Consider the following 24,214-nt stretch of genomic DNA (forward strand, 5'->3'; position numbering starts at 1 on the left):
GTTTCCACCAGCAATTCCACGATGCCGTCCAATTCCTCCCGGTCGATCTTGGAATAGTGCAGGAGGTGGTCGTATTCGATATTCTCCTTGATTAGCTCCCGGTAAATCTCAACGGCGCTCTGCGTGGCCGCTTCCGTTCCCTTCCTTTCCGGCGGCGAAGCCGCAACAGCCGCCCCAGCGGGAGGGGGCGAAAGGGAGGGAATGGAATGGGTAATTGATCGGTCAGTAATAGCTTGGTCTTTAGTTACTCTATCTTTATTTAATTGCGTTGGATTTTCCGACGTCGGTTTTCCCGTTGTCGGGTTTTCCGACGACGGTTTATCCAACGACGGCGGCAAAGAAACAGGCTGTTCGTGGATGATGTACTCGTTGCTGCTGAACTTGCCGCTTTCGTCCGTGGTCTGGTGGCGCTCGATGTACCCGGCCCGCTCCAATTCGTTGACAGCGGAACGAATAGCGTCCTTGCTCTCCCGGTTGATGTAGCACAGGCCGGACAGGGTGTAATCCCAATCTTCCGGGAGTGACAAAATCTGCGACAGCAGGCCCTTGGCTTTCAGGGACAGGGATTTGTCCCGCAGGTGGTAGTTGGACATCACCGTGTACCCCTTGTTCCTCTCCACGCGGAATACTGGCATGGTTCTCCGCTCCTTTCGGTGTCTGGACATGAAAAAACGCCGCAGATTTTGAAAACCTACGGCGCAGACAATCCACCGCTTAAAAACGCCATATCAAGGCTTGTCCAACCTTGCTACGGCGTTTTTGGTGTAATTATAAGGGCTGTTTAATTGTCTTTAAGATATGAACAATCCGCATAATTGCGGGGTTTCCTATGTTGTGCATATATTGACGGCGCTACCGGGCCAAACGGAGCCGCCGGCGCTGCCGGAGCCACCGGCGCAACCGGTGCTGCCGGGGCCACTGGAGCCACCGGCCCTCAGGGACCCACCGGAGCTCCCGGCCCCAATCCCACGGCCACTGCCGGATACGCCGCCAACACCCAGGGCAGCAGCATCCTGGTGGCTCTGGGCGGCACCGCCATTCCCATGCCCAACGCCCAGGTCTTCTCTGCGGATATCTCCGCCAACGCCGGGAACACGGTATTCACCTTGGCCACGGCGGGCACCTACCAGATTTCCTATCATGTGAACACCACCCTGTCTTTGCTGATGGGAACCCGTCTGGTAATCAACGGCGTGAACAACACCGCCTCTACTATTGCCCCTGTGCTCTCCACGTCCCACTTCGAAAACCAGATCAAGGTCACGCTGCCTGCCGGTTCCACCGTCACGCTGCAGCTCTATCCGGCCGCCCTTGCCGGGGCCGCCGTTCTGGTGGGCAACGGCGCGGGAGCCTCCCTGACCATCATCCGGCTGAGTTGAACATCGCCGGAGCACACCGTGACCAAAGGGGGGAGGCGCTTCCAAGCGCCTCCCCTTTTTGGGCTCTATACAATCATTTCTATTTGCTGCAAGGAGGCCCCCATGGTAAGCGTCAGCCTGTGCATGATTGTAAAAAACGAGGCGGAGGTACTGGAACGGTGCCTGGAGAGCGCCGCCGGTCTGGCGGACGAGATCATTGTGGTGGATACCGGCTCCACAGACCGCACCCGGGAGATTGCCGCCCAGTTCACCGATTTGCTGTTCGATTTCCCCTGGCGGGATGATTTCGCCGCCGCCCGGAACGAGTCCTTTTCCCACGCGTCCATGGACTACTGCCTGTGGCTGGACGCGGACGACGTCATCCTGGAGGAGGACCGGGCCGCTTTTCTGGCGTTAAAGGAGACGCTGGACCCCGCCGTATCCGTGGTCATGGCCCCCTATCACACCGGCTTTGACGAGGACGGACGGGTCACCTTCTCCTACTACCGGGAACGGCTTATCAAAAACCGCGCCGGTATGCGCTGGGAGGGAGCCGTCCATGAGGCCGTGGCTCCGGTGGGGCGGATTTTCTACGGGGACTTCGCTGTCACCCACCGCAAGACCCGGCCCTCCGACCCGGACCGGAACCTGCGCATCTACCAGGCCCAGCTGGACGCCGGAAGAGAGCTGGAGCCCCGGCAGCAGTTCTACTATGGCCGGGAACTCTATTATCACGGCCGCTGCGAAGAGGCCCTGGCGGTTTTTGAAGCGTTCCTGGCGGATGGCCGGGGCTGGGTGGAGAACAACATCGACGCCTGCTGCCACTGCGCCTATTGCTGCCAGCAGCTGGACCGGCCCGAGGAGGCGCTGGCGGCCCTGTTTCGCTCCTTCGCTTACGACCGGCCCCGGGCCGAGGTCTGCTGCGAACTGGGCCGGTGGTTCTTCCAGCGGGAGCGGTACGGTCAGGCCGCCTATTGGTACGCTCTGGCCCTCACCTGCCCCCGGGATGACCGCCGGGGCGGCTTCGTCTCGCCGGACTGCTACGGCTACCTTCCCTGTATCCAGCTCTGCGTCTGTTACAGCCGCCTGGGCGACCAGAAACAGGCCGCCGTCTTCAACGATTTGGCGGCGTCCTACAAGCCGGACGCTCCGGCAGTCCTTCACAACCGGGCCTGGTTCCAGTCTCTGGACGCGGAACCCGCATAGAAAATCCAAGCGCCGCCTTTCTCCAAAAGGCGGCGCTTGCGCGGTTTCTCAGTCGTCGGTGCGGACGCCGTGGAGAATCCCGCCGATGTCGTAGGGCGTAGTCTGATACACGCAGTAGTTCAGCCAGTTGCCGTACAGAAGGTGCGCGCAGGAGCGCCAGCGGACCAGCGGCTCCCGGTTCGGGTCGTCCTGGGGGAAGTAGTGCTTGGGAAGCTGGATATCTACCCCGGCGGCCACATCCCGCAGATACTCCTTTTTCAGCGTATCCCGGTCATACTCCGCGTGCCCCATGAGAAACACCTGCCGCCCCTGCGCCGTCTTGGCGGCGTAGATCCCCGCCTCCGGAGAGGCGGCCATGATTTTCAGCTCCGGCACGGCCTCAATGTCCTCCCGCCGGACGGTGGTGTTGCGGGAGTGCGGAACCCAGAAGGAGTCGTCAAATCCCCGGAAGAGGATATAATTGGAACCTTCCAGCGTGTGCTGGAACACGCCGAAAAGCTTATGGGGCAGGGCGTGCTTGGGAATGCCATAGTGGTAATACAACCCCGCCTGAGCGCCCCAGCAGATGTGAAGGGTGGAGTGAACGTTGGTCTTGCTCCACTCCATGATCTCACAGAGCTCCGGCCAGTAATCCACCTCCTCAAAGGGCAGGTGCTCCACCGGAGCGCCGGTGATGATCAAACCGTCGAAGGTCCGGTTTTTCACCTCGGCAAAGGTCCTGTAAAAAGCCAGCATATGCTGCTGAGAGGTGTTCCGGGAGATGTGCCCGGCAGGGGCGATAAGCTCCAGCTCAATCTGCAAAGACGTGTTGCCCAGAACCCGGGCCAGCTGGGTCTCCGTGTCTACCTTGGTGGGCATCAGGTTCAAAAGCAGAATCTGCAGCGGGCGGATATCCTGGGTGACGGCTCTGTTCTCCGTCATGACAAAGATATTCTCCTGCCGTAAAGTCCGGGTGGCGGGGAGCTGGTTTGGAATCTTGATGGGCATGTCAGTTCACAGCCTCCAGAGCCTGCCGGATATCCTCAATCAGGTCCTCCTTGCTCTCCAGGCCGCAGGACATGCGCACAAGGCCCGCGGGAACGCCGGCGGCGGCAAGTTGCTCGTCGTTCATCTGCCGGTGGGTGGAGCTGGCGGGGTTCAGGCAGCAGGTCCGGGCGTCCGCCACGTGGGTCTCAATGGCGGCCAGCTTCAGCTTGCTCATGAAGACTCCGGCGGCCTCCCGCCCGCCCTTCAGCTCGAAGGACACCACGCCGCAGGAGCCCTTGGGCAGGTACTTTTCCGCCAGGGCATGGTATTGGTCCCCCGGAAGGCCGCAGTAGCTCACATGGGCCACCTTGGGGTGCCCCGCCAGAAACTCCGCCACGGCCTGCCCGTTTTCGCAGTGCCGCTGCATCCGGACATGGAGGCTCTCCAGTCCCAGATTCAGGTAAAACGCGCTTTGGGGGGACTGGGTGCAGCCGAAGTCCCGCATGAGCTGGGCGGTGCACTTGGTGATGAAGGCCCCGGCCTGGCCGAATTTCTCGGCATAGGTGATGCCGTGATAGCTCTCGTCCGGGGTGCAGAGGCCGGGGAACTTATCCGCGTGGGCCATCCAGTCAAATTTGCCGGAATCCACAATCGCCCCGCCCACGGCCACGCCGTGGCCGTCCATATATTTGGTGGTGGAGTGGGTCACAATATCCGCGCCCCAGTCAAAGGGGCGGCAGCCCACGGGGGTGGCGAAGGTGTTGTCCACCACCAGGGGCACGCCGTGGGCATGGGCGGCGGCGGCGAACTTCTCGATGTCCAGCACCGTCAGCGCGGGATTGGCGATGGTCTCGCCAAACACCGCCTTGGTGTTGGGGCGGAACGCGGCGTTCAGCTCCTCCTCCGTGCAATCCGGAGGGACGAAGGTGGCCTCGATGCCCATTTTGGCCATGGTGACGGAGATCAGGTTGAAGGTGCCGCCGTAGATGGAGGAGGAGGAGACAATGTGGTCCCCGCAGGAGGCGATGTTGAAGAGGGCGAAGAAATTGGCCGCCTGACCGGAGGAGGTCAGCATTGCCGCGGTGCCGCCTTCCAGCGCGGCGATTTTCGCCGCCACGTAATCACAGGTGGGGTTCTGGAGGCGGGAGTAAAAATAACCGCTGGCCTCCAGATCAAAGAGCTTGCCCATATCCTCGGAAGTCGCGTATTTGAAGGTGGTGGACTGGACAATGGGAATCTGACGGGGTTCGCCGCTGCCGGGGGTATAGCCCCCCTGGACGCAGACGGTTTCAGGACGGTAGTTGTTCATAAATTGCGCTCCTTTCAGTCTTGGGACGAAAAACGGCTTCCGTCCCAAAGGAATTTCCTTTGAGACGAAAGCCGGAAAAGCCTCCGCGGTACCACTCAAATTGCGCCGGCCTCACAGCCGGACGCCCCTCACAGAGCCAAACAGCCCTTTTGCCTTAACGCGGCGCACGGGACGCCCTACCTTGTCGAACGTCCGGCTCAGAAGCCATAGGACCTGGGGACCATTCCTGCCGGCTCGCACCGCCCGCCGGCTCTCTGAAGGTCCGTATCCCCGTCCCTCTCCGTCATCGCTTTGAAAAACATTATAAAAAGCGGCGGCGGATTTGTCAACCGAAATTTTTTGCCGCCGGGAAAACGGCGGGAGCCTCTCCGGAGTTTCCCCGCAGCGCGCTTCCCTCCCGCCGTCCGGTTCCGTATCCCTTTTCCGGCAAGCGCAGAGAAGACCGCCCTGCCGGGCGGCCTTCTGGACGGACGGGTGAACCCCCTGCGGCTCAGAGCACCAGGGAGGGCGCGTTGTAAACGCGGCCCGCCAGCTCACTGTTGAGCATGTACAGGCTCTTGGGATCGGAGCCGAACAGCTCCATTTTGGAAATCAGGTCGTTGGCGTTGGTCTCCTCCTCGCCCTGTTCCTTTACAAACCAATCCAGGAACTGCATGGTGCGGAAATCCTTCACCTCATGGGCGGCGGCATAGATGTTGTTAATCAGGCTGGTAACGTAAATCTCGTGCTCCAAACCGGCCTTCAGGACGGTCATGTCGCTGTCCAGCTCCTTGTCCGGCTTGGCGATGGCGTCCAGCGTAACCTTGGCGTTGTTGTTGTGGAGATACTGATAGAACAGCATGGCGTGATCCCGCTCTTCCTGCGCCTGGATTTTGTACCAGTTGGCGAAGCCGTCCAGGCCCCGGGCCTCAAAGTAATTGGAAAAATCCAGATACAGATACGCGGAGTAAAACTCCTTGTTGACCTGCTCGTTCAGCAGTGCGGCGACTTTTTCACTCAGCATAGCAATATGCTCCTTTCTTTTCTTGACAAAGTGATTGTACACCAGGTCTTTTAAAAAATCCACTGTTAAAGCGACAAAACATTTGAAATTTTTCAGACGCGCCGTCGGCTTCTCAGCCCAGCAGCATAACCAGCGTTCCGCCGGTGATCAGCGCCAGCCCGGCTCCCGCCTTTCGGGTCAGCTTTTCGTGGAGCACCAAGCTGGAGAAGGCCATGGTGACCAGGATGCTCAGCTTGTCAATCGGAACCACCACGCTGGCGGGACCGTCCTGAAGCGCCCGGTAATAGCACAGCCAGGAGGCCCCGGTAGCGATGCCGGACAGACAGATAAAGCCCAGCTCCTCTTTGACCAGAGTTTTGAGGAGAGCGCCCTTTCCGCTGACGAATACCATCACCCAGGCCATCACCAGCACAACGCCGGTGCGGATGGCCGTGCCCAGGTTGGAATCCACGCCGCTGATGCCCGCCTTTCCCAGAATTGAGGTGAGGCTGGCAAACAGAGCGGAACCCAGAGCGTAGGGCAGCCAACATCCGCCTCCCCGCTCGCTCTCCCCGCCGGGCTTTTTTTCAATCATCAGACAGGTGCCTGCCCCAACGCCCAGAATGCCCAGGGCCTTCCAGAGACTGATGGGTTCCCGCAGAAGAAGGAAGGCCAGAAGAATGGTCAGAATGGTGCTGCTTTTGTCGATGGGCGTCACCTTGTTGACGTCCCCCATTTGCAGGGCCTTGAAGTAGCAGAGCCAGGACGCCCCCGTGGCAAGCCCGGACAGCGTCAGGAACCAGAGCGTCCGTCCCCCGACGGCGTCCAGGCCGGACTGCGCCCCGGTGAGAAAGACCATCAGCCAGGAAAACGCCAGCACAACCATCGTGCGAATCGCCGTTGCGATCGTGGAATCCGTCCGCTGGACGCCGCATTTGGCCAGGATTGCAGTAAGTCCCGCAAACAATGCGGAGCCGAATGCGAAGAAAATCCACATAAAATCACGCCCCATCGAAATCGGATCGGCCCTCGCCTGCCGCATTCTATTTTTCAAGAAAATAGTATAGCACGGGAGAGATGGTTTTTGTACTATTAGATTAAAATTTTTTTACATTTCATTTTTCGCCTTGACTTTATTCAATAAATTAGTAAAATGGTATTTGAAAATGCACGTGTCCATCAGAGGAACCCTTTGTCAGGATTTTTGTAAGGGGCGTTTTGGCCGCTCCCTGTTCCCATCGGGATGGGTTTCCTTTTTTCAGTTCCGGTATCGTGCAGAATGTCAATATCCGGGTGTAGCCTATCGGTTAGGCACTTGGTTTGGGACCAAGGTCAGGCTGGTTCGACTCCAGTCACTCGGACCATGCGGAGTGTCCTTATAGGATTTGAGTATCCTTGTGGGACACTCCGCATTATGTTTGCTCAAAATCCTATACGGCAATCCGCGACCGGGAGTAGCTGACGGCTACTCTCTTTCTCGTCCCCATGGTCATCTCCTCAGCCGGGATTTTCCGGCGGTCCGGGACAGAGAAAGTGCCGATACAGTTATAATAGATGGTGATGTGCTGGGTGGTAACGCCGTCCTGCTTTTCCGCATGGTACACGTCGATGTGGTCGATCAGCTCCGCCACCATGCGCTGGGTAATCTCGGTGGCGTTGGTGTACCGCCGGACCGTTTCAAGAAACGTGTCAACGTCCATCCGCTGGCCCTCGCTCTTTTTCAGCTCCAGCCGCAGGGCCTTAATTCTCTTGGCGTTCTCCCCCTGCTCCTGCTCGTACCGCTGGGACATCTTCGCAAACCGGGCGTCGCTGATCTTCTGGCTCACGTTGTCCTCAGACAGGGAAAATAGTAGTCGACAATCCGTTCATACCACAGGCCGTTATTCTCGTCAAAAATGTACTTGTCCATATTGAAATCCTCCGCTATAATATATTCGCACATACGTCACAGTTCTCCGATTGCCACGCTGTTTTATAGTTTGTTACCAGTTTTTCCTTCCCTTGATTTTTCCCTTGTGCGGGATCAAGTCAAGGACAACAATGCGTGAAATCAGATAAAGAGATACAACGGGGACAATGCGAAAAATCCTTTATTTGCAAGGCTTTCGGAGGGTTTTATTAAAAGACTGCAACCGCTAATGAGCGGCTATGAAATCTTATGTTTCAAATCGGCATTTGAATGTTTGGAAAGGAAAAGGAAAGAAAAAGAAGGAAAATGAATGTTTCGTTATTCTCAAACCAATATCTTGTTCGAAAGATGTGTGCCAATGATGCAGCGGAAGTATACACATTATGCTATAAAAACAGTTTATACTATCAATACTGTCCACCGTTTGTATCAGAACAGAGCATTATGAATGATATGAATGCGCTCCCACCCAACAAGGAAATGTGCGATAAGTATTATCTGGGATTTTATGATGGGGAAAAACTGATTGCTGTGATGGATTTCATCATGGCCTACCCGGATGAATTAACAGCCTTTATTGGATTTTTTATGACGGATGTGTCCATACAGAATACTGGAACAGGGAGCAAGATTATCAATGACCTGTGTGCTTATCTGTTCCGTATTGGGATGGCGAATGTCCGCCTTGGTTGGGTAAAAGGGAATCCTCAAGCAGAACATTTTTGGCACAAAAATGGTTTTAGAGAAACAGGAGTTACATATGATACCGAAAACTATACCGTAATTGTTGCCCAACGGGGTTTATGAATTCCAGTTTATCGGGGGATTTCATCTTTTGGGTGAAATCCCCCTTGACAAATGTTCTCCTGGCGGGCAATGCTGTTGCCGTCCCCTTCATTCTCGTCATCACGGGAAAGGCGGACGTAGAGGGCAACCCACTTCTCAACCAGCTTTTGCAGGACCGCCATTACCGTCCACCTCCAAACAGTGCCGCAACGGGCAGCACAAGAGAAATGGGACGTTCCGGCGTAATCTGCTCCTTAATAGAGTACAGGCCGACATGATGCCGGGGCAGAAATGCTTCGACCCATTCACTGGTAACAATATAAGTCTCTGGAAAGGCGCGTCAGGTCAAAGAGGACAAGGGCCGCCGCCTTGCCGAAGCAGATGTTGGTTTCCAGCTTCACAAAAGCTGGGCGCGTCTCATCATGGGCGCTGAATCCGCAGTCAGAATAAATGCGGATATTTGTCAAGCCGTGTTCCTGCGCATACTCGGACAGAGCGGCCTTCTGCTGGGAAATTGCCGCTTCCACATCATATTTTCCGCTGTCAACGCGGGTATAAATCGCTGTGATTTGCTCGAACTGCCTGTTCATCATAGCCTCCAATCCGGCAGTCACCGTTTCTTGCCTTGTGACACTCATATTATAACAAATGTCAAGAAAAGCGTCAGATTTTGCAGGAAGTCAGCAGGTTTTCCACTTGCTTTCCTTGTCAAGCAAACGCTTAATTTTTTCAGAAACAGCGATGCCGCCGGCGGCGAAATATCCATTTACGATGTAAGTCGTGCTGCCAATTTTGATCTTCTCAGCATCGGTCTGTCCGCTTAAATTCTTATCAGCCAATGTGAACACCCTTTCTTTGGATTCGCGTCTCACCGTGGGATTTATTTATGAGGGGTCCACGCTTACAGATTTGTGTCCCACGGTGGGATTTATTGTTGGTAGGGACTACCGTACAAACAGTGTACGGTTTTTATGGGCATGAATCGGACGGCTGGCGGCACAGCTCCACGGGCCTCTCACCCCCGCGTGGTTTTCACGCGGCCCTGCCCATTGCCTGCGACGCTTTCAACGCTTGGACTGTGGCTGTAAGGGAGTCTCAATGTCCTGTCCGCGTATCGTTGCCCGCAAGGTGCCGCCCTTACTTTCCGGCATGATGGGTGTCGCTCGGCTTTTCCCCGTAGGGGAAAAGTGTCATGGCGCGTCCGCCGTGCAGCTCGGCGCGAACAGATCGTATCCGTTGCCCTATGCTGCGCCGCCGTTATCTTGCGGGCTTTCTTTGTCAAGGTTCAGCAGATCGGGCGGTCAGAACGGGGAAAGGGTAAGCCGTTCCGACCAGCCTGCCTCGTCAGCTTGCGGTGACTATAGCTTGAATGAGCTTGATTTCCAGACGGCGCTTTATGTACTGTCCATGTACTCATGGGGATAGCCGCCTGTGTCTACGAGCTTCCGGGTACAGAGCTTGTTTATGTAGCCTCCGCAGTACCGCAGAATCTGCTCCATGGCCTCGGCGTCCCCGGCCTGACTGGAAAACTCCGTCTGATACGCTCCAGTACGGCAAAGCCAGCGGTTCAGCGCCGCAAGCTCCGCATAGGAGGCGTTGGAGGGGTCAATGTCGCGGATATGGCAGGCGTAATCGAACGCCCCGCTGTTGGCCTTGCCCCGGATGCGGACGACAGGGTCCTCGTCCGTGGAATCGGCGGTAAACTCCGCCTCATAGGTCTATGCGTTCGCGCCGCCCACGCCGCCGCTGCAAAGGATATTTTTCCCCATCCGCAAAGAAAAGCCAGGTCCTTGGATAAAACGGTCTACGGACTTTTCTTGTTCCACCGTCAAACTCTCCGCAAAGGCGGAGGAACCGGGGGCCGGGCGGGCCCGCCGAAGGGGCGCGGCATAGTCCGGCACCGCAAAATTAAGAAGCGTCCCAACGTTCATGAACGTCCTCCCTGCTTGTCAGCGAACAGGTCCACCGACAAAAGGCCTTTCATCAGATTGGATACCCGGCCGCAGGCGGCTGCCTGATTGTAGACCGGGGAGACATCCTTGTACTTAGGCGTACCATCGGGATTCATCTCCCGGGACAGCTCCGCGCCCCACTTTTTCAGCGAAAAGGCCCACTGCTCCAGGTAGTCCAAGGGGTTTCCCGGCCACTGGTTGATCCGGTCCAGCGTATTCCGCATGTCCGCGGACGTGGGATAGGGATTGTCCATATCCCCCAGGGGCACCAGGTGGAACATCATGTCGGTTCCCTGGTAATCCGTGTCGCTGATAACCCCCATGGCGTTCAGCTCATGCGTCAGGTCCATCCAGTCCCGCTTGGAGATGGAATTGGGGTTGGCCTTCAGCCGCTGCAAGATCTTTTTCGCCCCGTCGGTGAGCTTGCCGGCGACCTCCTGGTTTTTGCCGGACAGAAGGTCCGAGAAGTCCACCGACGGACCGTCCGGGTTTACTCCCGCAGGCTTGTATTTCCCCCACTCCGAGGTAGGGATTCCTGTGTTATTGACAATGTAATTTACCCCGCTGGTCATGTTATGCGCTCCTTTCCTTAAATCCAACCCCGAGCCATAGCCTCGGCCCCGGTGATGAAGTCCGGGTAATCTTCTTCCCGGAAATCCTTCGCCCAGGCAAAAATATCATCCAGTTTTTGAAATTTTACCATGGGAGCCTCGTCAAAGCCGTGGAGCCACGCGGCGTCGGAATCCGGGTCTGTATCTGTCTGATAAGCTCCGCCCTTCAGCTTCATCTGAACATCATAGGTCCCGATGGCGCAGCGTTGTCCCTTCTCACTGAGGATGCCCAGGCTTTGCATCGCCTCCAAAGCATCGTAAACCTCGAAAGCGGACAGTTCCCCGGAGTAACGCTCCCGCAGAAACGTCAGGTTTTCCTCGGTCCAGCCCTGGGAGTCCGGGAGGGCCGCCTCGGGCTGCTGGGCTTTCCAGGCCCGATAGTCATCCATGAACTGCATGTAGACGGAATCCAGCATCCGGCCCGGCGGCAGCTCCCGCATCAACTGCCGCTGGCGGTCCACATCCAGATACTTGTCAAAGGCGGACTTTTGACTGGTTCCCTGGGCCGTCCGCCGGTTCTCCATTCCGCAGCGGGGGAACACATGGGGCATAAAATTGCTTGAAATGTTCACGTACATGGCCTCTTTTCCAGTTTGTATTCTTTTACCGGCATGTGCCGGGCGTTTGCAATCAGCCACCTCCTTCCACGTGATATCCACATTTGGCGCCAGGATATTTTCTAAATCCCATCTCCCCCTTCCCTCGAATCTCCTATAAGCGTAACATTGCGAAAATATTTTGTCAACAATAAAATTAAACGCCGTTAAAAAATGAATGAGGAATGATTTGTGGGAAACGCATATTGACGCAGACGGAAAATGATATATAATAATCGTTGTAAGTGCTTTTGTGCCTTTTCTCAATTTTCTAGGGAGGATGTGATTATTTCTGGCTAAAAATAGTCCCCCACAGGGAATCGAGGAGAATTTGAAACGGGCCGTTGCGGAAATGCTTGTTCTTGCTATGCTGAACAGGGAAGATATGTATGCCCATCAGATTTCGCAAAATCTGTATGAGGGTTCTGGGAACAGATTGAACATCGTGCCTCCATATATGCTTCTCTACCGGCTTATGGAAAATAACTATGTTCAGGACCTGCATAAGTCAACCGCTCCAGACGGGCGGAGGCGGCAGTATTATCAAATCACCGAAGCGGGACGGCGCTATTTGATGGAGTTAATTGCGCGTTATAACGACTTTATAGAGGGGGTCACATTATTATTGACGGAAGGGGGGGGCAAATAATGAATAGAGCCGCTGACCAATATAAATTGCGCGTGAAACGCTTCCTTTTCTGCGGCAGAGCTGACAAAAATCATCTTCTTAACCAACTCACAGACATGCTGGACGACTTTCAGCAAGCAAAGCCGGAAGCGGATTACACCGAGTATGTAGCTACCTTTGGTGAACCTGCTACGTGTGCCACAGAATTGCTTTCGAGTTTGGGAGAGTCAAAATTTAAAGCTATCCGCAAGAAACGTCTTTTGGCCCGCCGCAGCATATATGTAGCAATTTTGGTCGTATTTGTTCTTATATCATCTCTTTTGTATTATAAGTACTATCAATCACTTTACTTTAACGAGGATACAGTTGTGGTGATAGGACCAGCAACCCGAATAACCGAGGAAGAAGCAGAGGCAGCCTTTGAACGAACCCCTGTAGACGCCCATTCTGACGGAGGAACAGAAAAATGAAAAAAATTTGTGCTTTGTGCCTGACTATAGCAATTTTGTCCACAATAGCAACTTTGGCGTATGCCGCTGAACCTGAAAAGAATGTTGTTGATTTAGGCGATGGCTTTTATATGGTGGAGACAATCACGCAATATTCTATACACCGCGCAAATGATACTGTTTCAGCGAACAAAACTGGCAGCGTGTTTCACGGATCATCATTAGTAGGAACTGCAACGTTAACTGCAATTTTTGATATTTCCGGATCTACTTCTTATGCCATAAAAGCCGCTATCGGCGGCACAGTAAGGGCCTATCGTCACCGGCGCGTTGTAGAGCGCCGTCAACAGATAGGCCCAAATATTATTGATTTTTGTGGTGGTCTGTTTCAGCGCGCCGATCACATACTGGATGTGCTCGCTGTCAAGCTGGAGGAAGCGGTCTCTGACCGTCTCCGTGGGAATGTCGCTGCTGCCGATCCGTATGGCGGGGGCGGTGCTGCATACCGTGTCCAGCTTTAGCTCCAGAAGGTCGTCTATGTCATCGTAGGGGTACTCCCTCCGCAAACGCTCGTAGTCAATATTCGCTTTCAGTTCTTTTCTTCGCTCGTATCGATCTATCTCCAATTCCGCCGCCGGGGGCTTTCGTGGGGAGACGGATGAATCAGTCTGAATAAACTCCGTCTGGTTTCTCTTAGTATGATTAGGGTCAGTTTTTTCGACTTCTGGAAGTCGATTTTTTCCACCTCTTGACGTCGGAATTTCCGACTTCTGCACGTTGGAAAAAGCGACCTCTGAAATGGGCGCGAAAGGCTCTGGGAGAGGCGGGGCCAGATCAGCCGGTACTGTCCGGGTAGTAAACCGCTTGACGTAGATTTTCGTGGGTTTCCCCTGGCCCTGCTTAATCCGCTCGATCAGGCCGACGCCCTTCTTCGTGTCCAGCTCTTCCAGCAGCTTCACAGCCTTGTCCCGCCCGCAGGTCATATCTCCGCATATCTCATCCACGGAGTAGCAGATGTACACCCGCCCGGTATCATCGTATCAACTGTTCCCGGCGGACAGGCTCATGCGGTCCAGCAGCATCCCGTACAGCAGCTTGGCGTCCGTGGAGACGTGCTTGAATTTGGGGTTTGAAATTAACTGACGGGGGATTTTGAAAAAGACAAATTCCTCCGATTCATCGCCATAGAAATAATCTGATAAAATAATTTCCGGCATGGTCAGGGCCTCCTTTGGGGCAAAAGAAAAAGCACGATCTTTCCATCGTGCTTTCTCTCGGGTGTTAATTTGTGTCACATTGGCTTCATTTTGCGGTGACTGCCTGATATTTTTGGGTTCTGTGCGTCATTCTTTATCAGGCACACCCAAACAGGTCCCCCGATTTGCACCGCTTATGCCGCCGCTCCAGCCCGGTCAAATTCCGGACCGCCGGAGCGCGCCAACATTCTTTGGATTTTTACTTTCCAGGACGTGTTATTTCGACTGCCACTTGCTCACGCAGAGGGAGCAGGCGATGTCGCCGGTGACGTTCAGGCAGGTGCGGCCCATGTCGAAGAGCCGGTCCACCGCCACAATCAGGCCGATGTACGCCACAGGGATGCCCAGGGTCTCCAGCACCATGGCCAGCATAATCATGCCCGCGCCGGAGACGCCGGCGGTGCCGATGGAGGCCAGGGTAGCCGTGACCACCACAATGACCATCTGGCTCAAGGACAGGTGGATGCCCGCGCAGGAGGCGATGAACACCGTCGCCACGCACTGATAGATGGCCGTGCCATCCATGTTGATGGTAGAGCCCAGGGGCAGGACAAAGGCGGCGATGTCGTCCTTGGCCCCCAGCTCGTGGGCGCACTCCTTGGAAACCGGCAGGGTCGCCGCAGAGGACGTGGAGGTAAAGGCGAAGATCATGGCCGCGAAAGCGCCCTTGAAGAACCGGAAGGGATTCATTCCCACAAAAATCTGAGCGGACAGGGAATAGACCAGCACAGCGTGGACAATGTAGCCGATGTAAGCGCAGAGGATAACCAGGAACAAGGAGCCCAAAATGGCCGCGCCCTGGGTGGCGGTGACCCACGCCATGTAAGTAAACACGCCGATGGGGGACAGGGAAATCACGAACTCCATCAGCTTCTCAATGACGGCGTAAAAGGAGCTGACCAAGTCCCGGCAGAGTTTCCCCTTCTCACCGGCCATCATGATGGAGCCGCCGAAGAACAGGGAGACCACAATCACCTGAAGCATATTGGCGTTGACGAAAGCGCCCCACATGTTGCTGGGGAAGATGTCCACCAGCACGGACATGAAGCCGTTGAAGGCCTTGGGCTCGTACTCCGCCGCGCCCAACTCCGCAGAGAGATCGGGGAACAGGCCCGCGCCCATGAAGATGTTGGCGAAGACCAGACCGATGACGCAGGCGATGGCCGTGGTCACCATGAAGTACGCAACGGTCTTCACGCCCACGGAGCCCACCTGCTTCATATCGCCCATGGAGAGAATGCCGTCAATCATGCTCAGCAGCACCACAGGGACGACGATAAACTTCAGCAGGTTCACAAAGATGTCGCCAAAGGGCTTCAAATACGTCGTGGTGAAGTCTGCCAAGCCGGCAAAATAGCAGACCAGTCCCACCACAATACCGGCAACAAGCGCTATCAGTATCCGCACAGGCAGGTTGTTCTTCTTCATACACTCACCTCATACATAAAAGTTTTAAGGAGTCTCCCTGCGGCTCATCTGTGTTTTTTACAAATCCTTCGCCAGGAATTCCCCTCAAATTGGCCATATTATACCAAACCTTACCAGGAATGTAAAGAGCAAATCCAAAGATTGTGAAATAGATATGAAAAAAATATGAACAAAAGCCGGATGTCTGATGAATATATCAGACATCCGGCTTTTTAGTTCTTCATTCTCCCCGCACGCGATAACCGCAAAAACGGATGGCGGCCTTGGCAAGCTCCTCCGTGGGGTCCACGCAGGGCAAACGCAGCCCCAGCTCCTGAACGGCCACAGGCAGCTCCGTACAGGCCAGAAGGAAACACTCCGCCCCCCGGCGGGTCATTCCCTCCGTCACGGACAAAAATGCCGCCCGGTAACGCTCCGGCGGGGCCCCGGCCTTGACGCCCTGGTAAATGACCGCCATCAGCGCCTCCCGCTCCTCCGGTTCCGGAACCAGGAACTGCACGCCCTCCGCCGCCAGGGCGTCCTGATACAGTCCCGCCGCCAGGGTGCCCGCCGTTGCCAGAATGGCCGCCATCTTCCCCGGATAGCGGAGGCGGCAGGCCTTTGCCGCGGCCTCAATCATGCTGAGGAAGGGAATCTTTGCCAGAGGCTCCAGCCGGGGGAGGAAATAGTGCGCGGTGTTGCAGGGCATAACGGCGCAGTCCGCCCCGCAGAGCTCCAGGTTCTTCAGGGCGTCCGCCATGGCGGGCGCCGGGTCCTCCCCGCCCTCCAGAATGGCGGCGGTCCGGTCCGGAATGGAGGCGTTGCTGTCGATGTAAACCCGGATATGGTCGCTGTCCCTGGCGGCGTCGGTCAGGGCCGTGATTTTTTGAAACAGGTCCGCCGTGGCCATGGGACCCATGCCGCCCAGAATGCCGATGGTCTTTTTCACAAACAATCCACCCTTCGAGAAATTTTTCCTATCCGCGCCGTCTCCTGATTCCAAGCATCCTTCATGGCTCAGAATTAACCCCAGAAGTCTGGGAAGAGAAGCTCACTGCCCACCTTTACCGTCAGCAGAATCAGCACGACAATGACCGCCGGACGGACAATTTTGCTGCCGTTCTTGATTGCCAGGCCGGAGCCGATGTAATGCCCCGCGATGGAGGCCACGGAGGCGATGAGCCCCACGCCCAAAAACACATAACCCGAGGCCAGCTGGGTAAAAAGACTTCCAATGTTAGAGGCCAGGTTGATGACCTTCACGCCTCCCGCCGCGTGGCGGGTGTCCAGCTTCGCCAGGCGGATAAAAATAATCATCAGGAAGGTCCCCGTGCCGGGACCGTAATAACCGTCGTAGCCCCCGATGAGGAAAGCCGCCGCCCAGACCAACGCCATCTGCTTCCGGCGGTCCATCTCCCCCGGCTCGTCGGGCCATTCGTGGTTCCGCAAGGTCACAAAGGCCACCACCGGAAGTACCAGCAGCAGCATGTACTTCAAAACGGCGTCCGGCGTCCGGTGCTGAAGCCAGGTACCCGCCACGGAGCCCGTCAGGGAAAAGAGGATGGAGGGCCCGAAAAGCCGCCAGTCCACATAGCCGTTTTTAATGAACCGGGCGGTGGAGAAGCAGGTGCCGATGGCGGCGGAAACTTTGTTGGTCCCCAGAGCATAGGGGGCGGGAAGGCTGCCAAAGGCGATGAGGTGCGTAGGGACGGAGATGATGCCGCCGCCGCCGGCGATGGCGTCCATAAAGGATGCCAGGAACACCCCCAGGCAGATCAGCAACAGCACCCAGAGGGGGAAGCCGTCAATCCGCAGGGCCGTCAGGGTCTGGAACATGGAAAAACCTCCTGAAATGAAAATCGAAACTGCCGCGTCCGGAAGAGAATGCGGAGTTCCCAGGCGCGGCTTCTTGGTACAGGAACCGGCAGGGCGCCTACAGAAAAAGGGCCGCCGGCACGCCGGTCCGTTCCCTCGGAAACAGCCGCCGCACCCGTTCTTCTCTTCTCGTTCTCTTGTGACGGCCCTTATTCTACCAGTCTCTGGCGGCAAAAGCAACGGCCAGCCGATTTTTTATTAGCATACATCCCCGGATTTTTCCCCAACTTTTGCGCAATTTGCCGAAGATAACCAAAAAATATTGTGAATTTTGTAACAGATTTGGGGGAACATGCTAAAAGACGGCGGTCATTTTCGACAGGACCGTCCTTGACGCTATTTTCCAAAAGAAGTATAATAGTCCAGAATAACCTGACGCTTTTTACACAAGCCAGTCCGCCGCTTTGGGCCGGCGGATGGGACGTCCTGGAAGGACGTCTGGGAAATTGGCGGGCCGCTCGCCTATAAGCGGCAGCTGCGGCTTTTTGCAGAGCTGCCGCAGCTATACACGGAGGTTGACTATGGCAAACATCAATCAGGCCGAACTCTTTCACGCCGGCACCCTGACCGACGGCTGGCGCTGGTTCGGCGCACACCCGGAAAAGCGCAAAAGCGAGGAGGGCTGGTGCTTCCGGGTCTGGGCGCCCCACGCGCAGAACGTCTGCGTGGTGGGCGACTTCAACGAATGGACCAACGGCGTCCACCGTCTCACCCGCACCGGCGACGTCTGGGAGGGGTTCATCCCCGGGCTGAAGGAGTATACCTCCTATAAATACGCCATTACCGGCCCCGACGGAGAGGTCCGGCTGAAAACGGACCCCTACGCCTTCCACTGCGAAACCCGCCCCGCCACCGCCGGCAAGCTCTATGACATAACGGGCTTCCCGTGGACGGACGACGCGTTTTTGTCCAAGCAGGCCAAGCACCAGGTCTACGACTCTCCCCTGAACATCTACGAGGTTCACCTGGGCTCTTGGAAAAAGCGCCCCAACGGCGATTTCTATGACTACAAGGACATGGCGAAGGAGCTGGCCGCCTACGTCAAGGAGATGGGCTACACCGCCATCGAGCTTCTTCCCGTGCTGGAGCATCCCTTCGACGGGTCCTGGGGTTATCAGTGCACCGGCTACTTCGCCCCCACCTCCCGCTACGGCACGCCCAAGGATTTCCTCTGGTTCGTGAACCACATGCACAAAAACGGCATCGCCGTCATTCTGGACTGGGTCCCCGCCCACTTCTGCAAGGACGCCCACGGCCTCTACGAGTTCGACGGCGGCTGCTGCTACGAGTACAGCGACCCCAACAAGTGGGAGCATGCCTCCTGGGGCACCCGGGTCTTTGACTACGGCCGGCCGGAAGTGAAGAGCTTCCTTTTCTCCTCCGCCCGCTTCTGGCTGGAGGAATGCCACATTGACGGACTGCGGGTGGACGCTGTGGCGTCTATGCTGTACCTGGATTACAGCCGCCAGGGCGGCGCCTGGACCCCCAACAAATACGGCGGACACGAGAATCTGGAAGCCATCGACTTCCTTCGGGAGCTCAATGCCATGGCCTTCAAGACCAAGCCCGGCGCGATGATGATCGCCGAGGAATCCACCGCCTGGCCCATGGTCAGCCGCCCTGCCGACGTGGGGGGCCTGGGCTTCAACCTCAAGTGGAACATGGGCTGGATGAACGACATGTGCCACTATCTGAAGCTGGACCCCTGGTTCCGCCAGGATCACCATAAGGACATCACCTTCTCCATGATGTACGCCTTCTCCGAAAACTTTGTGCTGCCCATCTCCCACGACGAGGTGGTCCACATGAAGGGGTCCGTCGTGGGCAAGATGCCCGGAGATTACACCAACCAACTGCGCTGCACCCGGGGCTTCTACGCCTATCTGCTGGCCCATCCCGGCAAAAAGCTCCTCTTCATGGGCGCGGAACTGGGCCAGTGGCACGAGTGGAACGACGAGGAATCCTTGGACTGGTATCTCCTGGAGAACGAGGAGAATCAGAAGATTCACCGCTTCTTCAAAGAGGCCAACGCCTTCTACAAAAAGGAACCCGCCCTATGGGAGATCGACTTCAGCTGGGAGGGCTTCGAGTGGCTGGTGGTGGACGACAACCACAATAACGTCGTCGTCTTCCTCCGCAAGGACAAGAAGGGCCGGGACCTCCTCTGCGCGGTGAACTTCTCCCCCAATACTTACGAGGGGTATCGCATGGGTGTCCCTGACCACAAGCAGTATGTCCCCGTCTTCAACACCGACGCCGTTGAATACGGCGGCGACGGTTTTGGCGATACCGCTCCCGTGCCGGTGGAAGCCATCGAATCCCACGGCAAGGAGTACTCCGCAGCCATCCGCATCCCCGCCTTCGGCGCGGTGTTCCTCCGGGGCGAAGGCACGTTCCCTAAGCCCAAGGCTGCCAAAACGTCCAAAACTCCCCAGGCCATCAAGGCGGTTGAGAAAACCGCCAAGGCCGTGGGGAAGACGGCCAAAGCCTCCGCCAAAACCCTGGTCAAAGCGGTCAAGACCTCCTCCAAAGAGGAAAAGGCCCAAAAGAAAGACAAGAAAACCACGAAAAAGCCCAAAGCAAAATAACAGGCAAAGGAGCTGAAAGAGACATGAAAAAAGAATGTATTGCCATGCTGCTGGCCGGAGGACAGGGCAGCCGTCTCTATGTCCTCACCGGAGACATGGCAAAGCCCGCCGTCCCCTTCGGCGGCAAGTACCGCATCATTGACTTTCCCCTTTCCAACTGCACCAACTCCGGCATTGACACCGTGGGCGTGCTGACCCAATACCGCCCTCTGGAGCTGAACAGCTATATCGGCAGCGGCCAGCCCTGGGACCTGGACGGGTCCTCCGGCGGCGTGCACATCCTTCCTCCCTATCAGGGCAGCAAGGGCGGCACCTGGTACAAGGGCACCGCCAACGCCATCTATCAGAACATCGGCTTTATCGACATGTATGATCCCGAATACGTGGTGATCCTCTCCGGCGATCATATCTATAAAATGGACTACTCGGATATGCTGGCCCGGCACAAGGCCGCCGGCGCCGCCTGCACCATCTCCGTCATGGAGGTGCCCTGGTCCGAGGCGCCCCGCTTCGGCATCATGAGCGTGGACGCCAACGACATGATTACCGAGTTCGCCGAGAAACCCAAGGAGCCCAAGAGCAACCTGGCCTCCATGGGCATCTACGTCTTCTCCTGGAAGGCCCTGCGGCAGTACCTCATCGACGACGAGAACACCGAGAGCTCGGAAAACGACTTCGGCAAGAACATCATCCCCACCATGCTGGCCGCAGGCGAGAGCATAGCCGCCTACCGCTTCGCTGGCTATTGGAAGGACGTGGGCACCCTGGAATCCCTGTGGGACGCCAACATGGATATGCTGGCCCCCGAGTCTGGCCTGGACCTGCGGGACCGTTCCTGGCCCATTTACGCCCGCTCCATCAGCGCCCCTCCCGCCTTCCTGGGCGGAAACTCCACGGTCACCCACAGCGCCGTGAACCGGGGCAGCATCCTGCAGGGCGTGGTGGAAAACTCCGTCCTCTCCCCCAACGTCACGGTGGGCGAGGGCGCGGCGGTCCGCTATTCCGTCCTGTTCCCAGGCGTTCAGATCGCCCCCGGCGCGGTGGTGGAATACGCCATCTTGGGCGAGGGCTGTAAGATCGGCGGCGGCTGCCACGTGGGCGGCACGCCGGAAAACACGCCGGAGGGCTGGGGCCTGACGGTGCTGGCCCCGGGCTGCGAACTGCCTGAGGGCAGGGACGCGAAGGCCGGCATCATGCTCAACAGGAACGGTGAGGAGGTGTCCAAATGAACGGACTGCAAGGAATTATTTTCGCCTATGAGCGGCGCGGCAATCTTCAGGAGCTGGGCTCCATCCGCTCCTCCGCTTCCATTCCCTTCGGCGGCCGGTTCCGGGCGGTGGATTTCGCCCTCAGCAACCTGGTCAACGCCGGGGCCAACGATGTGGGAATCATTCTTCACGGACACTTCCAAAGCCTGCTGGACCATCTGGGCACCGGCAAGGACTGGGACCTGAGCCGCAAGCGGGGCGGCCTCCGGCTGCTGCCTCCCTTCAACTATAAGGGCGAGTGGGGCGCCATGCCTTACCGGGGCCACATTGAGGCTCTGGCCGCCGTGCGGACTTATCTGGAGGATATCCGTCAGGACCATGTGGTCATGATGGACGGCGATCTGGTGGCCAATCTTCCTTTGAGCGACGTATATGAGAACCACCTGAAGTCCGGCGCGGACATCACCGTGGTCTGCGCCAACGACAGCTTCATGACAGAGGACGGCACCTACTTCCAGGTGGGAGAGGGCGGCCGGATCAGCGAGGTTTTCATCAGCCCCCACACTCCCCGGGGACTCCGGGGACTGGGTACCTATATCGTCTCCAAAAAGCTGCTTCTGGAACTGGTGGACGACTGCGCCTCCAAGGACCAGCTCAGCTGGCGGGGCGACGTGCTTCAGGCCAGGAAGAGCGAGCTGAAGCTTCAAAGCTACATCTGGAAAGGCTACGCCGCCCAGATTCGTTCCGTCCAGGAGTATTATGACCGCAGCATGCAGCTGCTGGACCCCGCCATTCGGGCGGACCTCTTCTGCGCCCAGCGCCCCGTCCGTGCCAAAAACGCGGACCTCAGCTCCACCTATGTGGGCACAGGCGGCAAATGCGTCAACTCGCTCTTTGGCGACGGCTGCTCCATTGAGGGCGTGGTGGAGAACTCCATTCTGTTCCCCGGCGTCACGGTGGAGGCCGGCGCGGTGGTGCGCAACTGTGTGATCTTCAAGGATTCCGTTGTCCGCCGGGACGCGCAGCTGAGCTATATCATCGCCGACAAGGACGTGGAAATCCTGCAAGGGCGGACCCTGATGGGCCACGCCACCTATCCCATTGTTCTGGCTAAGGGCAGCAAGATTTAAGGCAATCACGTGTGGGAGGGGGACAGTGTCCCCCTTTCACCCTGATTATATGGAAGCGTTCCGCGCATCCTTCGGACGGCGGAATTTCCGGATTTTCCCTTCCGGACCGGCGGGCCGGGACGGGATGGAATGAAAAGGAGTTGTGTATGAAAATTTTGTATGTGACCAGCGAAGCGGTCCCCTTCTGCAAAACCGGAGGCCTCGCCGATGTGGCAGGTTCCCTGCCCCCCGCCCTGGCGGAGCAGGGCGCCGAGGTGGCCGTGGTTCTTCCTCTCTACGAGCGGGTGCGGGACCGTTTTGGAAGCCAGCTGAAATTTGAGTGTTACGACTACGTGGATCTGGCTTGGCGGCACAGCTACTGCGGCCTCTTCTCCCTGGAAAAAGACGGCGTGACCTGGTACTTCCTGGACAACGAGCAATACTTCAACCGCGGCACTCTCTACGGTCAGACGGACGACGGCGAGCGCTTCGCCTTCTTCTCCCGGGCCGTGGTGCGGATGCTGGATCACTTCAAGTTCTGGCCCGAGGTGGTCCACTGCAACGACTGGCAGTCCGCTCTGGTTCCCATCTACCTGAAGGACGACGGCGTCCGGGAGGACCGCTACCGCTCCATCAAGACAGTGGTCACCATCCATAACATTGAGTATCAAGGCCGCTACAATCCCTATGTTCTGGGCGACCTCTTCGGTCTGGACGCCGGCTGGGCCAAGGACGGCACGCTGCTGATGGACGGCGACGCCAACCTCCTCAAGGGCGCCATTCTCTGCGCGGACGCTGTCAACGCCGTTTCCCCCACCTATGCCAACGAGCTGAAAATGCCCTACTTCGCCCACCGGATGGAGGGCATCATGCGCCAGTGCTCCAACAAGCTCTCCGGCGTGCTGAACGGCATCGACATGAAGCTGTACGACCCCAGAACCGACAGCCGGATTTTGAAAAACTTCTCTCCCGAGGACATGAGCGGCAAGGATGTCTGCAAGGCTGAGCTCCAGCGGATGGTGGGCCTGCGGGAGGAGGCCCACTCCCCCATCATGGCCATGGTGAGCCGTTTGGTCTCCCACAAGGGTTTGGACTTGATTTGCGAAGTGCTTCATGATATGATGGAGCTTCCGATACAGCTGGTGGTTCTTGGTACGGGCGACCAGCGGTATGAGGAGTTCTTCCACTGGGCCGCTCAGCAGTATCCCGGCCGTATGTCTGTCCGCATGGATTATAACGAGGACCTGTCCATGGCCATTTACGCCGGCGCGGACCTGTTCCTGATGCCCTCCAAGAGCGAGCCCTGCGGCCTGAGCCAGATGATCGCCATGCGTTACGGCACGGTGCCCATCGTCCGGGAAACCGGCGGCCTGAAGGATACCGTCCAGCCCTGCGAGTCCTGGAGGGACGCCGGAAATGGCTTCAGCTTCACCAACTACTCCAGCGGCGACATGCTCCACGTGATTCGGGAGGCCGTGTATCTTTACAAGGACTATCCCGATGTCTTCACCCGCCTGCGCCAGCGGGCCATGGCCGGCGACTTCAGCTGGGCCCGCAGCGCCAGAGAGTATCTGCGCATTTACGCCACGATTACCGGCCAGACCTGGCCCATTCCCACCGACACCCTCCGGGCGGCGGAATCCCCTGTTGCGGAAGCCGCTCCCGCTGTCAAGGAGACCGCTCCAGCAGCGGAGCCCGTTTCTGCGGAGGAGCCTGCTTCGGTCGAGGAAACCACCCAGATCGAAACGCCCGCCCCGGCTGAGGAAGCCGTCCCCGCCGAGACGTCCGCTCCGGCTGAGGAAGCCGTCCCCGCCGAGACGCCCGCTCCGGCTGAGGAACCCGCCCCCGCCGAGACGCCCGCTCCGGCTGAGGAACCCGCCCCCGCCGAGACGCCCGCCCCCGTGGAGGAAGCCGTCCCCGCCGAGACGCCCGCCCCGGTCGAAGAACCCGCCCCTGCAAAAGAAGAATCTGCCAAGAAGACGCAGAAAACTGCGGCCAAATCCGCCGCAAAGACTGCCA

General features: G+C 57.5%; 25 protein-coding genes, 1 tRNA gene and 1 pseudogene. 10 read left to right on the plus strand and 17 right to left on the minus strand.

What is annotated here, in order from left to right:
- Positions 1–635: DUF6017 domain-containing protein (locus QZ329_RS10415; RefSeq protein ID WP_295752190.1), on the minus strand; the 635-nt coding region annotated here is incomplete at its 3' end.
- A 180-nt stretch (positions 636–815) separates the two neighbouring features.
- Between QZ329_RS10415 and QZ329_RS10420 the strand changes: the two genes are divergently transcribed.
- A complete protein-coding gene (locus tag QZ329_RS10420) occupies positions 816–1,379 on the plus strand; it encodes a collagen-like triple helix repeat-containing protein (protein ID WP_295752193.1) in 564 nt (187 codons plus the stop codon).
- A gap of 102 nt (positions 1,380–1,481) precedes the next feature.
- A complete protein-coding gene (locus QZ329_RS10425) occupies positions 1,482–2,564 on the plus strand; it encodes a glycosyltransferase family 2 protein (RefSeq protein WP_295752196.1) in 1,083 nt (360 codons plus the stop codon).
- Between the two features lie 48 nt (positions 2,565–2,612).
- Here QZ329_RS10425 and metA read toward each other — a convergent pair whose 3' ends face one another.
- From metA to QZ329_RS10445, 4 genes are all read right to left on the minus strand, one after another.
- The gene (gene metA, locus QZ329_RS10430; RefSeq protein ID WP_295752199.1) at positions 2,613–3,551 is read right to left on the minus strand and encodes a homoserine O-succinyltransferase; all 939 of its coding nucleotides are present in this window, start codon (positions 3,549–3,551) and stop codon (positions 2,613–2,615) included.
- A gap of 1 nt (position 3,552) precedes the next feature.
- Entirely contained in the window at positions 3,553–4,839 is a 1,287-nt protein-coding gene (locus QZ329_RS10435; protein ID WP_295752202.1) for an O-acetylhomoserine aminocarboxypropyltransferase/cysteine synthase family protein, read from the minus strand.
- A gap of 490 nt (positions 4,840–5,329) precedes the next feature.
- A complete protein-coding gene (locus tag QZ329_RS10440; protein ID WP_295752205.1) occupies positions 5,330–5,842 on the minus strand; it encodes a ferritin in 513 nt (170 codons plus the stop codon).
- A 112-nt stretch (positions 5,843–5,954) separates the two neighbouring features.
- Complete coding sequence (locus QZ329_RS10445; RefSeq protein WP_295752207.1) at positions 5,955–6,818, minus strand: EamA family transporter; 864 nt, start codon at positions 6,816–6,818, stop codon at positions 5,955–5,957.
- A 292-nt stretch (positions 6,819–7,110) separates the two neighbouring features.
- On the opposite strand from QZ329_RS10445, the gene QZ329_RS10450 reads away from it, so the two are divergent.
- Positions 7,111–7,185: transfer RNA gene (locus tag QZ329_RS10450), tRNA-Pro, on the plus strand.
- A 66-nt stretch (positions 7,186–7,251) separates the two neighbouring features.
- Here QZ329_RS10450 and QZ329_RS10455 read toward each other — a convergent pair.
- Positions 7,252–7,647, minus strand: a complete 396-nt coding sequence (locus QZ329_RS10455) for a DUF4368 domain-containing protein (RefSeq protein WP_295752210.1) — start codon at positions 7,645–7,647, stop codon at positions 7,252–7,254.
- Positions 7,648–8,174: 527 nt separating this feature from the next.
- Between QZ329_RS10455 and QZ329_RS10460 the strand changes: the two genes are divergently transcribed.
- A complete protein-coding gene (locus QZ329_RS10460) occupies positions 8,175–8,537 on the plus strand; it encodes a GNAT family N-acetyltransferase (RefSeq protein ID WP_295752213.1) in 363 nt (120 codons plus the stop codon).
- 8 nt (positions 8,538–8,545) lie between these two features.
- Here QZ329_RS10460 and QZ329_RS10465 read toward each other — a convergent pair whose 3' ends face one another.
- From QZ329_RS10465 to QZ329_RS10490, 6 genes and pseudogenes are all read right to left on the minus strand, one after another.
- Positions 8,546–8,698: a hypothetical protein gene (locus QZ329_RS10465; RefSeq protein WP_295752217.1), complete on the minus strand. Its 153-nt coding sequence runs from the start codon at positions 8,696–8,698 to the stop codon at positions 8,546–8,548.
- Positions 8,699–8,821: 123 nt separating this feature from the next.
- A complete protein-coding gene (locus QZ329_RS10470) occupies positions 8,822–9,109 on the minus strand; it encodes a recombinase family protein (RefSeq protein WP_295752220.1) in 288 nt (95 codons plus the stop codon).
- A gap of 87 nt (positions 9,110–9,196) precedes the next feature.
- Positions 9,197–9,355 (minus strand): hypothetical protein, encoded by a 159-nt coding sequence (locus tag QZ329_RS10475; protein ID WP_295752223.1) that lies wholly within the window; start codon positions 9,353–9,355, stop codon positions 9,197–9,199.
- Between the two features lie 505 nt (positions 9,356–9,860).
- Positions 9,861–10,087: pseudogene (locus QZ329_RS10480) on the minus strand (helix-turn-helix domain-containing protein).
- 356 nt (positions 10,088–10,443) lie between these two features.
- Complete coding sequence (locus tag QZ329_RS10485) at positions 10,444–11,040, minus strand: hypothetical protein (RefSeq protein WP_295752226.1); 597 nt, start codon at positions 11,038–11,040, stop codon at positions 10,444–10,446.
- A 17-nt stretch (positions 11,041–11,057) separates the two neighbouring features.
- Positions 11,058–11,651 carry a hypothetical protein gene (locus QZ329_RS10490; RefSeq protein ID WP_295752229.1) on the minus strand — a complete coding sequence of 198 codons (594 nt, stop codon included), beginning with the start codon at positions 11,649–11,651 and terminating at the stop codon, positions 11,058–11,060.
- Positions 11,652–12,006: 355 nt separating this feature from the next.
- Here QZ329_RS10490 and QZ329_RS10495 point away from each other — a divergent pair, with 355 nt between their 5' ends.
- A complete protein-coding gene (locus QZ329_RS10495) occupies positions 12,007–12,324 on the plus strand; it encodes a helix-turn-helix transcriptional regulator (RefSeq protein WP_295741784.1) in 318 nt (105 codons plus the stop codon).
- Entirely contained in the window at positions 12,324–12,773 is a 450-nt protein-coding gene (locus tag QZ329_RS10500; RefSeq protein WP_295741781.1) for a hypothetical protein, read from the plus strand. The genes QZ329_RS10495 and QZ329_RS10500 overlap by 1 nt, the downstream gene beginning before the upstream one ends.
- 218 nt (positions 12,774–12,991) lie before the next feature.
- Here the strand turns inward: QZ329_RS10500 and QZ329_RS10505 are convergent, their stop codons facing one another.
- The 5 genes from QZ329_RS10505 to QZ329_RS10525 all read right to left on the minus strand — a co-directional run bounded on the left by QZ329_RS10505 (position 12,992) and on the right by QZ329_RS10525 (position 17,251).
- Positions 12,992–13,711: a DUF6017 domain-containing protein gene (locus QZ329_RS10505; protein ID WP_295752231.1), complete on the minus strand. Its 720-nt coding sequence runs from the start codon at positions 13,709–13,711 to the stop codon at positions 12,992–12,994.
- A gap of 81 nt (positions 13,712–13,792) precedes the next feature.
- Entirely contained in the window at positions 13,793–13,969 is a 177-nt protein-coding gene (locus tag QZ329_RS10510; RefSeq protein ID WP_295752233.1) for a replication initiator protein A, read from the minus strand.
- Between the two features lie 255 nt (positions 13,970–14,224).
- Positions 14,225–15,436: a dicarboxylate/amino acid:cation symporter gene (locus tag QZ329_RS10515; protein WP_295752236.1), complete on the minus strand. Its 1,212-nt coding sequence runs from the start codon at positions 15,434–15,436 to the stop codon at positions 14,225–14,227.
- 220 nt (positions 15,437–15,656) lie between these two features.
- The gene (locus QZ329_RS10520) at positions 15,657–16,364 is read right to left on the minus strand and encodes an amino acid racemase (protein WP_295752239.1); all 708 of its coding nucleotides are present in this window, start codon (positions 16,362–16,364) and stop codon (positions 15,657–15,659) included.
- Between the two features lie 74 nt (positions 16,365–16,438).
- Positions 16,439–17,251 (minus strand): sulfite exporter TauE/SafE family protein, encoded by an 813-nt coding sequence (locus QZ329_RS10525; RefSeq protein WP_295752243.1) that lies wholly within the window; start codon positions 17,249–17,251, stop codon positions 16,439–16,441.
- A gap of 560 nt (positions 17,252–17,811) precedes the next feature.
- On the opposite strand from QZ329_RS10525, the gene glgB reads away from it, so the two are divergent.
- The 4 genes from glgB to glgA form a co-directional block, all read left to right on the plus strand.
- The gene (gene glgB, locus QZ329_RS10530) at positions 17,812–19,878 is read left to right on the plus strand and encodes a 1,4-alpha-glucan branching protein GlgB (protein WP_295752245.1); all 2,067 of its coding nucleotides are present in this window, start codon (positions 17,812–17,814) and stop codon (positions 19,876–19,878) included.
- Between the two features lie 23 nt (positions 19,879–19,901).
- The gene (locus QZ329_RS10535; protein ID WP_295752248.1) at positions 19,902–21,107 is read left to right on the plus strand and encodes a glucose-1-phosphate adenylyltransferase; all 1,206 of its coding nucleotides are present in this window, start codon (positions 19,902–19,904) and stop codon (positions 21,105–21,107) included.
- Entirely contained in the window at positions 21,104–22,216 is a 1,113-nt protein-coding gene (gene glgD, locus QZ329_RS10540) for a glucose-1-phosphate adenylyltransferase subunit GlgD (RefSeq protein ID WP_295752251.1), read from the plus strand. The genes QZ329_RS10535 and glgD overlap by 4 nt, the downstream gene beginning before the upstream one ends.
- 146 nt (positions 22,217–22,362) lie before the next feature.
- Positions 22,363–24,214: glycogen synthase GlgA (gene glgA, locus QZ329_RS10545; RefSeq protein WP_295752254.1), on the plus strand; the 1,852-nt coding region annotated here is incomplete at its 3' end.

The sequence above is a fragment of the uncultured Oscillibacter sp. genome (assembly GCF_910579365.1).
Lineage (GTDB): Bacteria > Bacillota > Clostridia > Oscillospirales > Oscillospiraceae > Oscillibacter.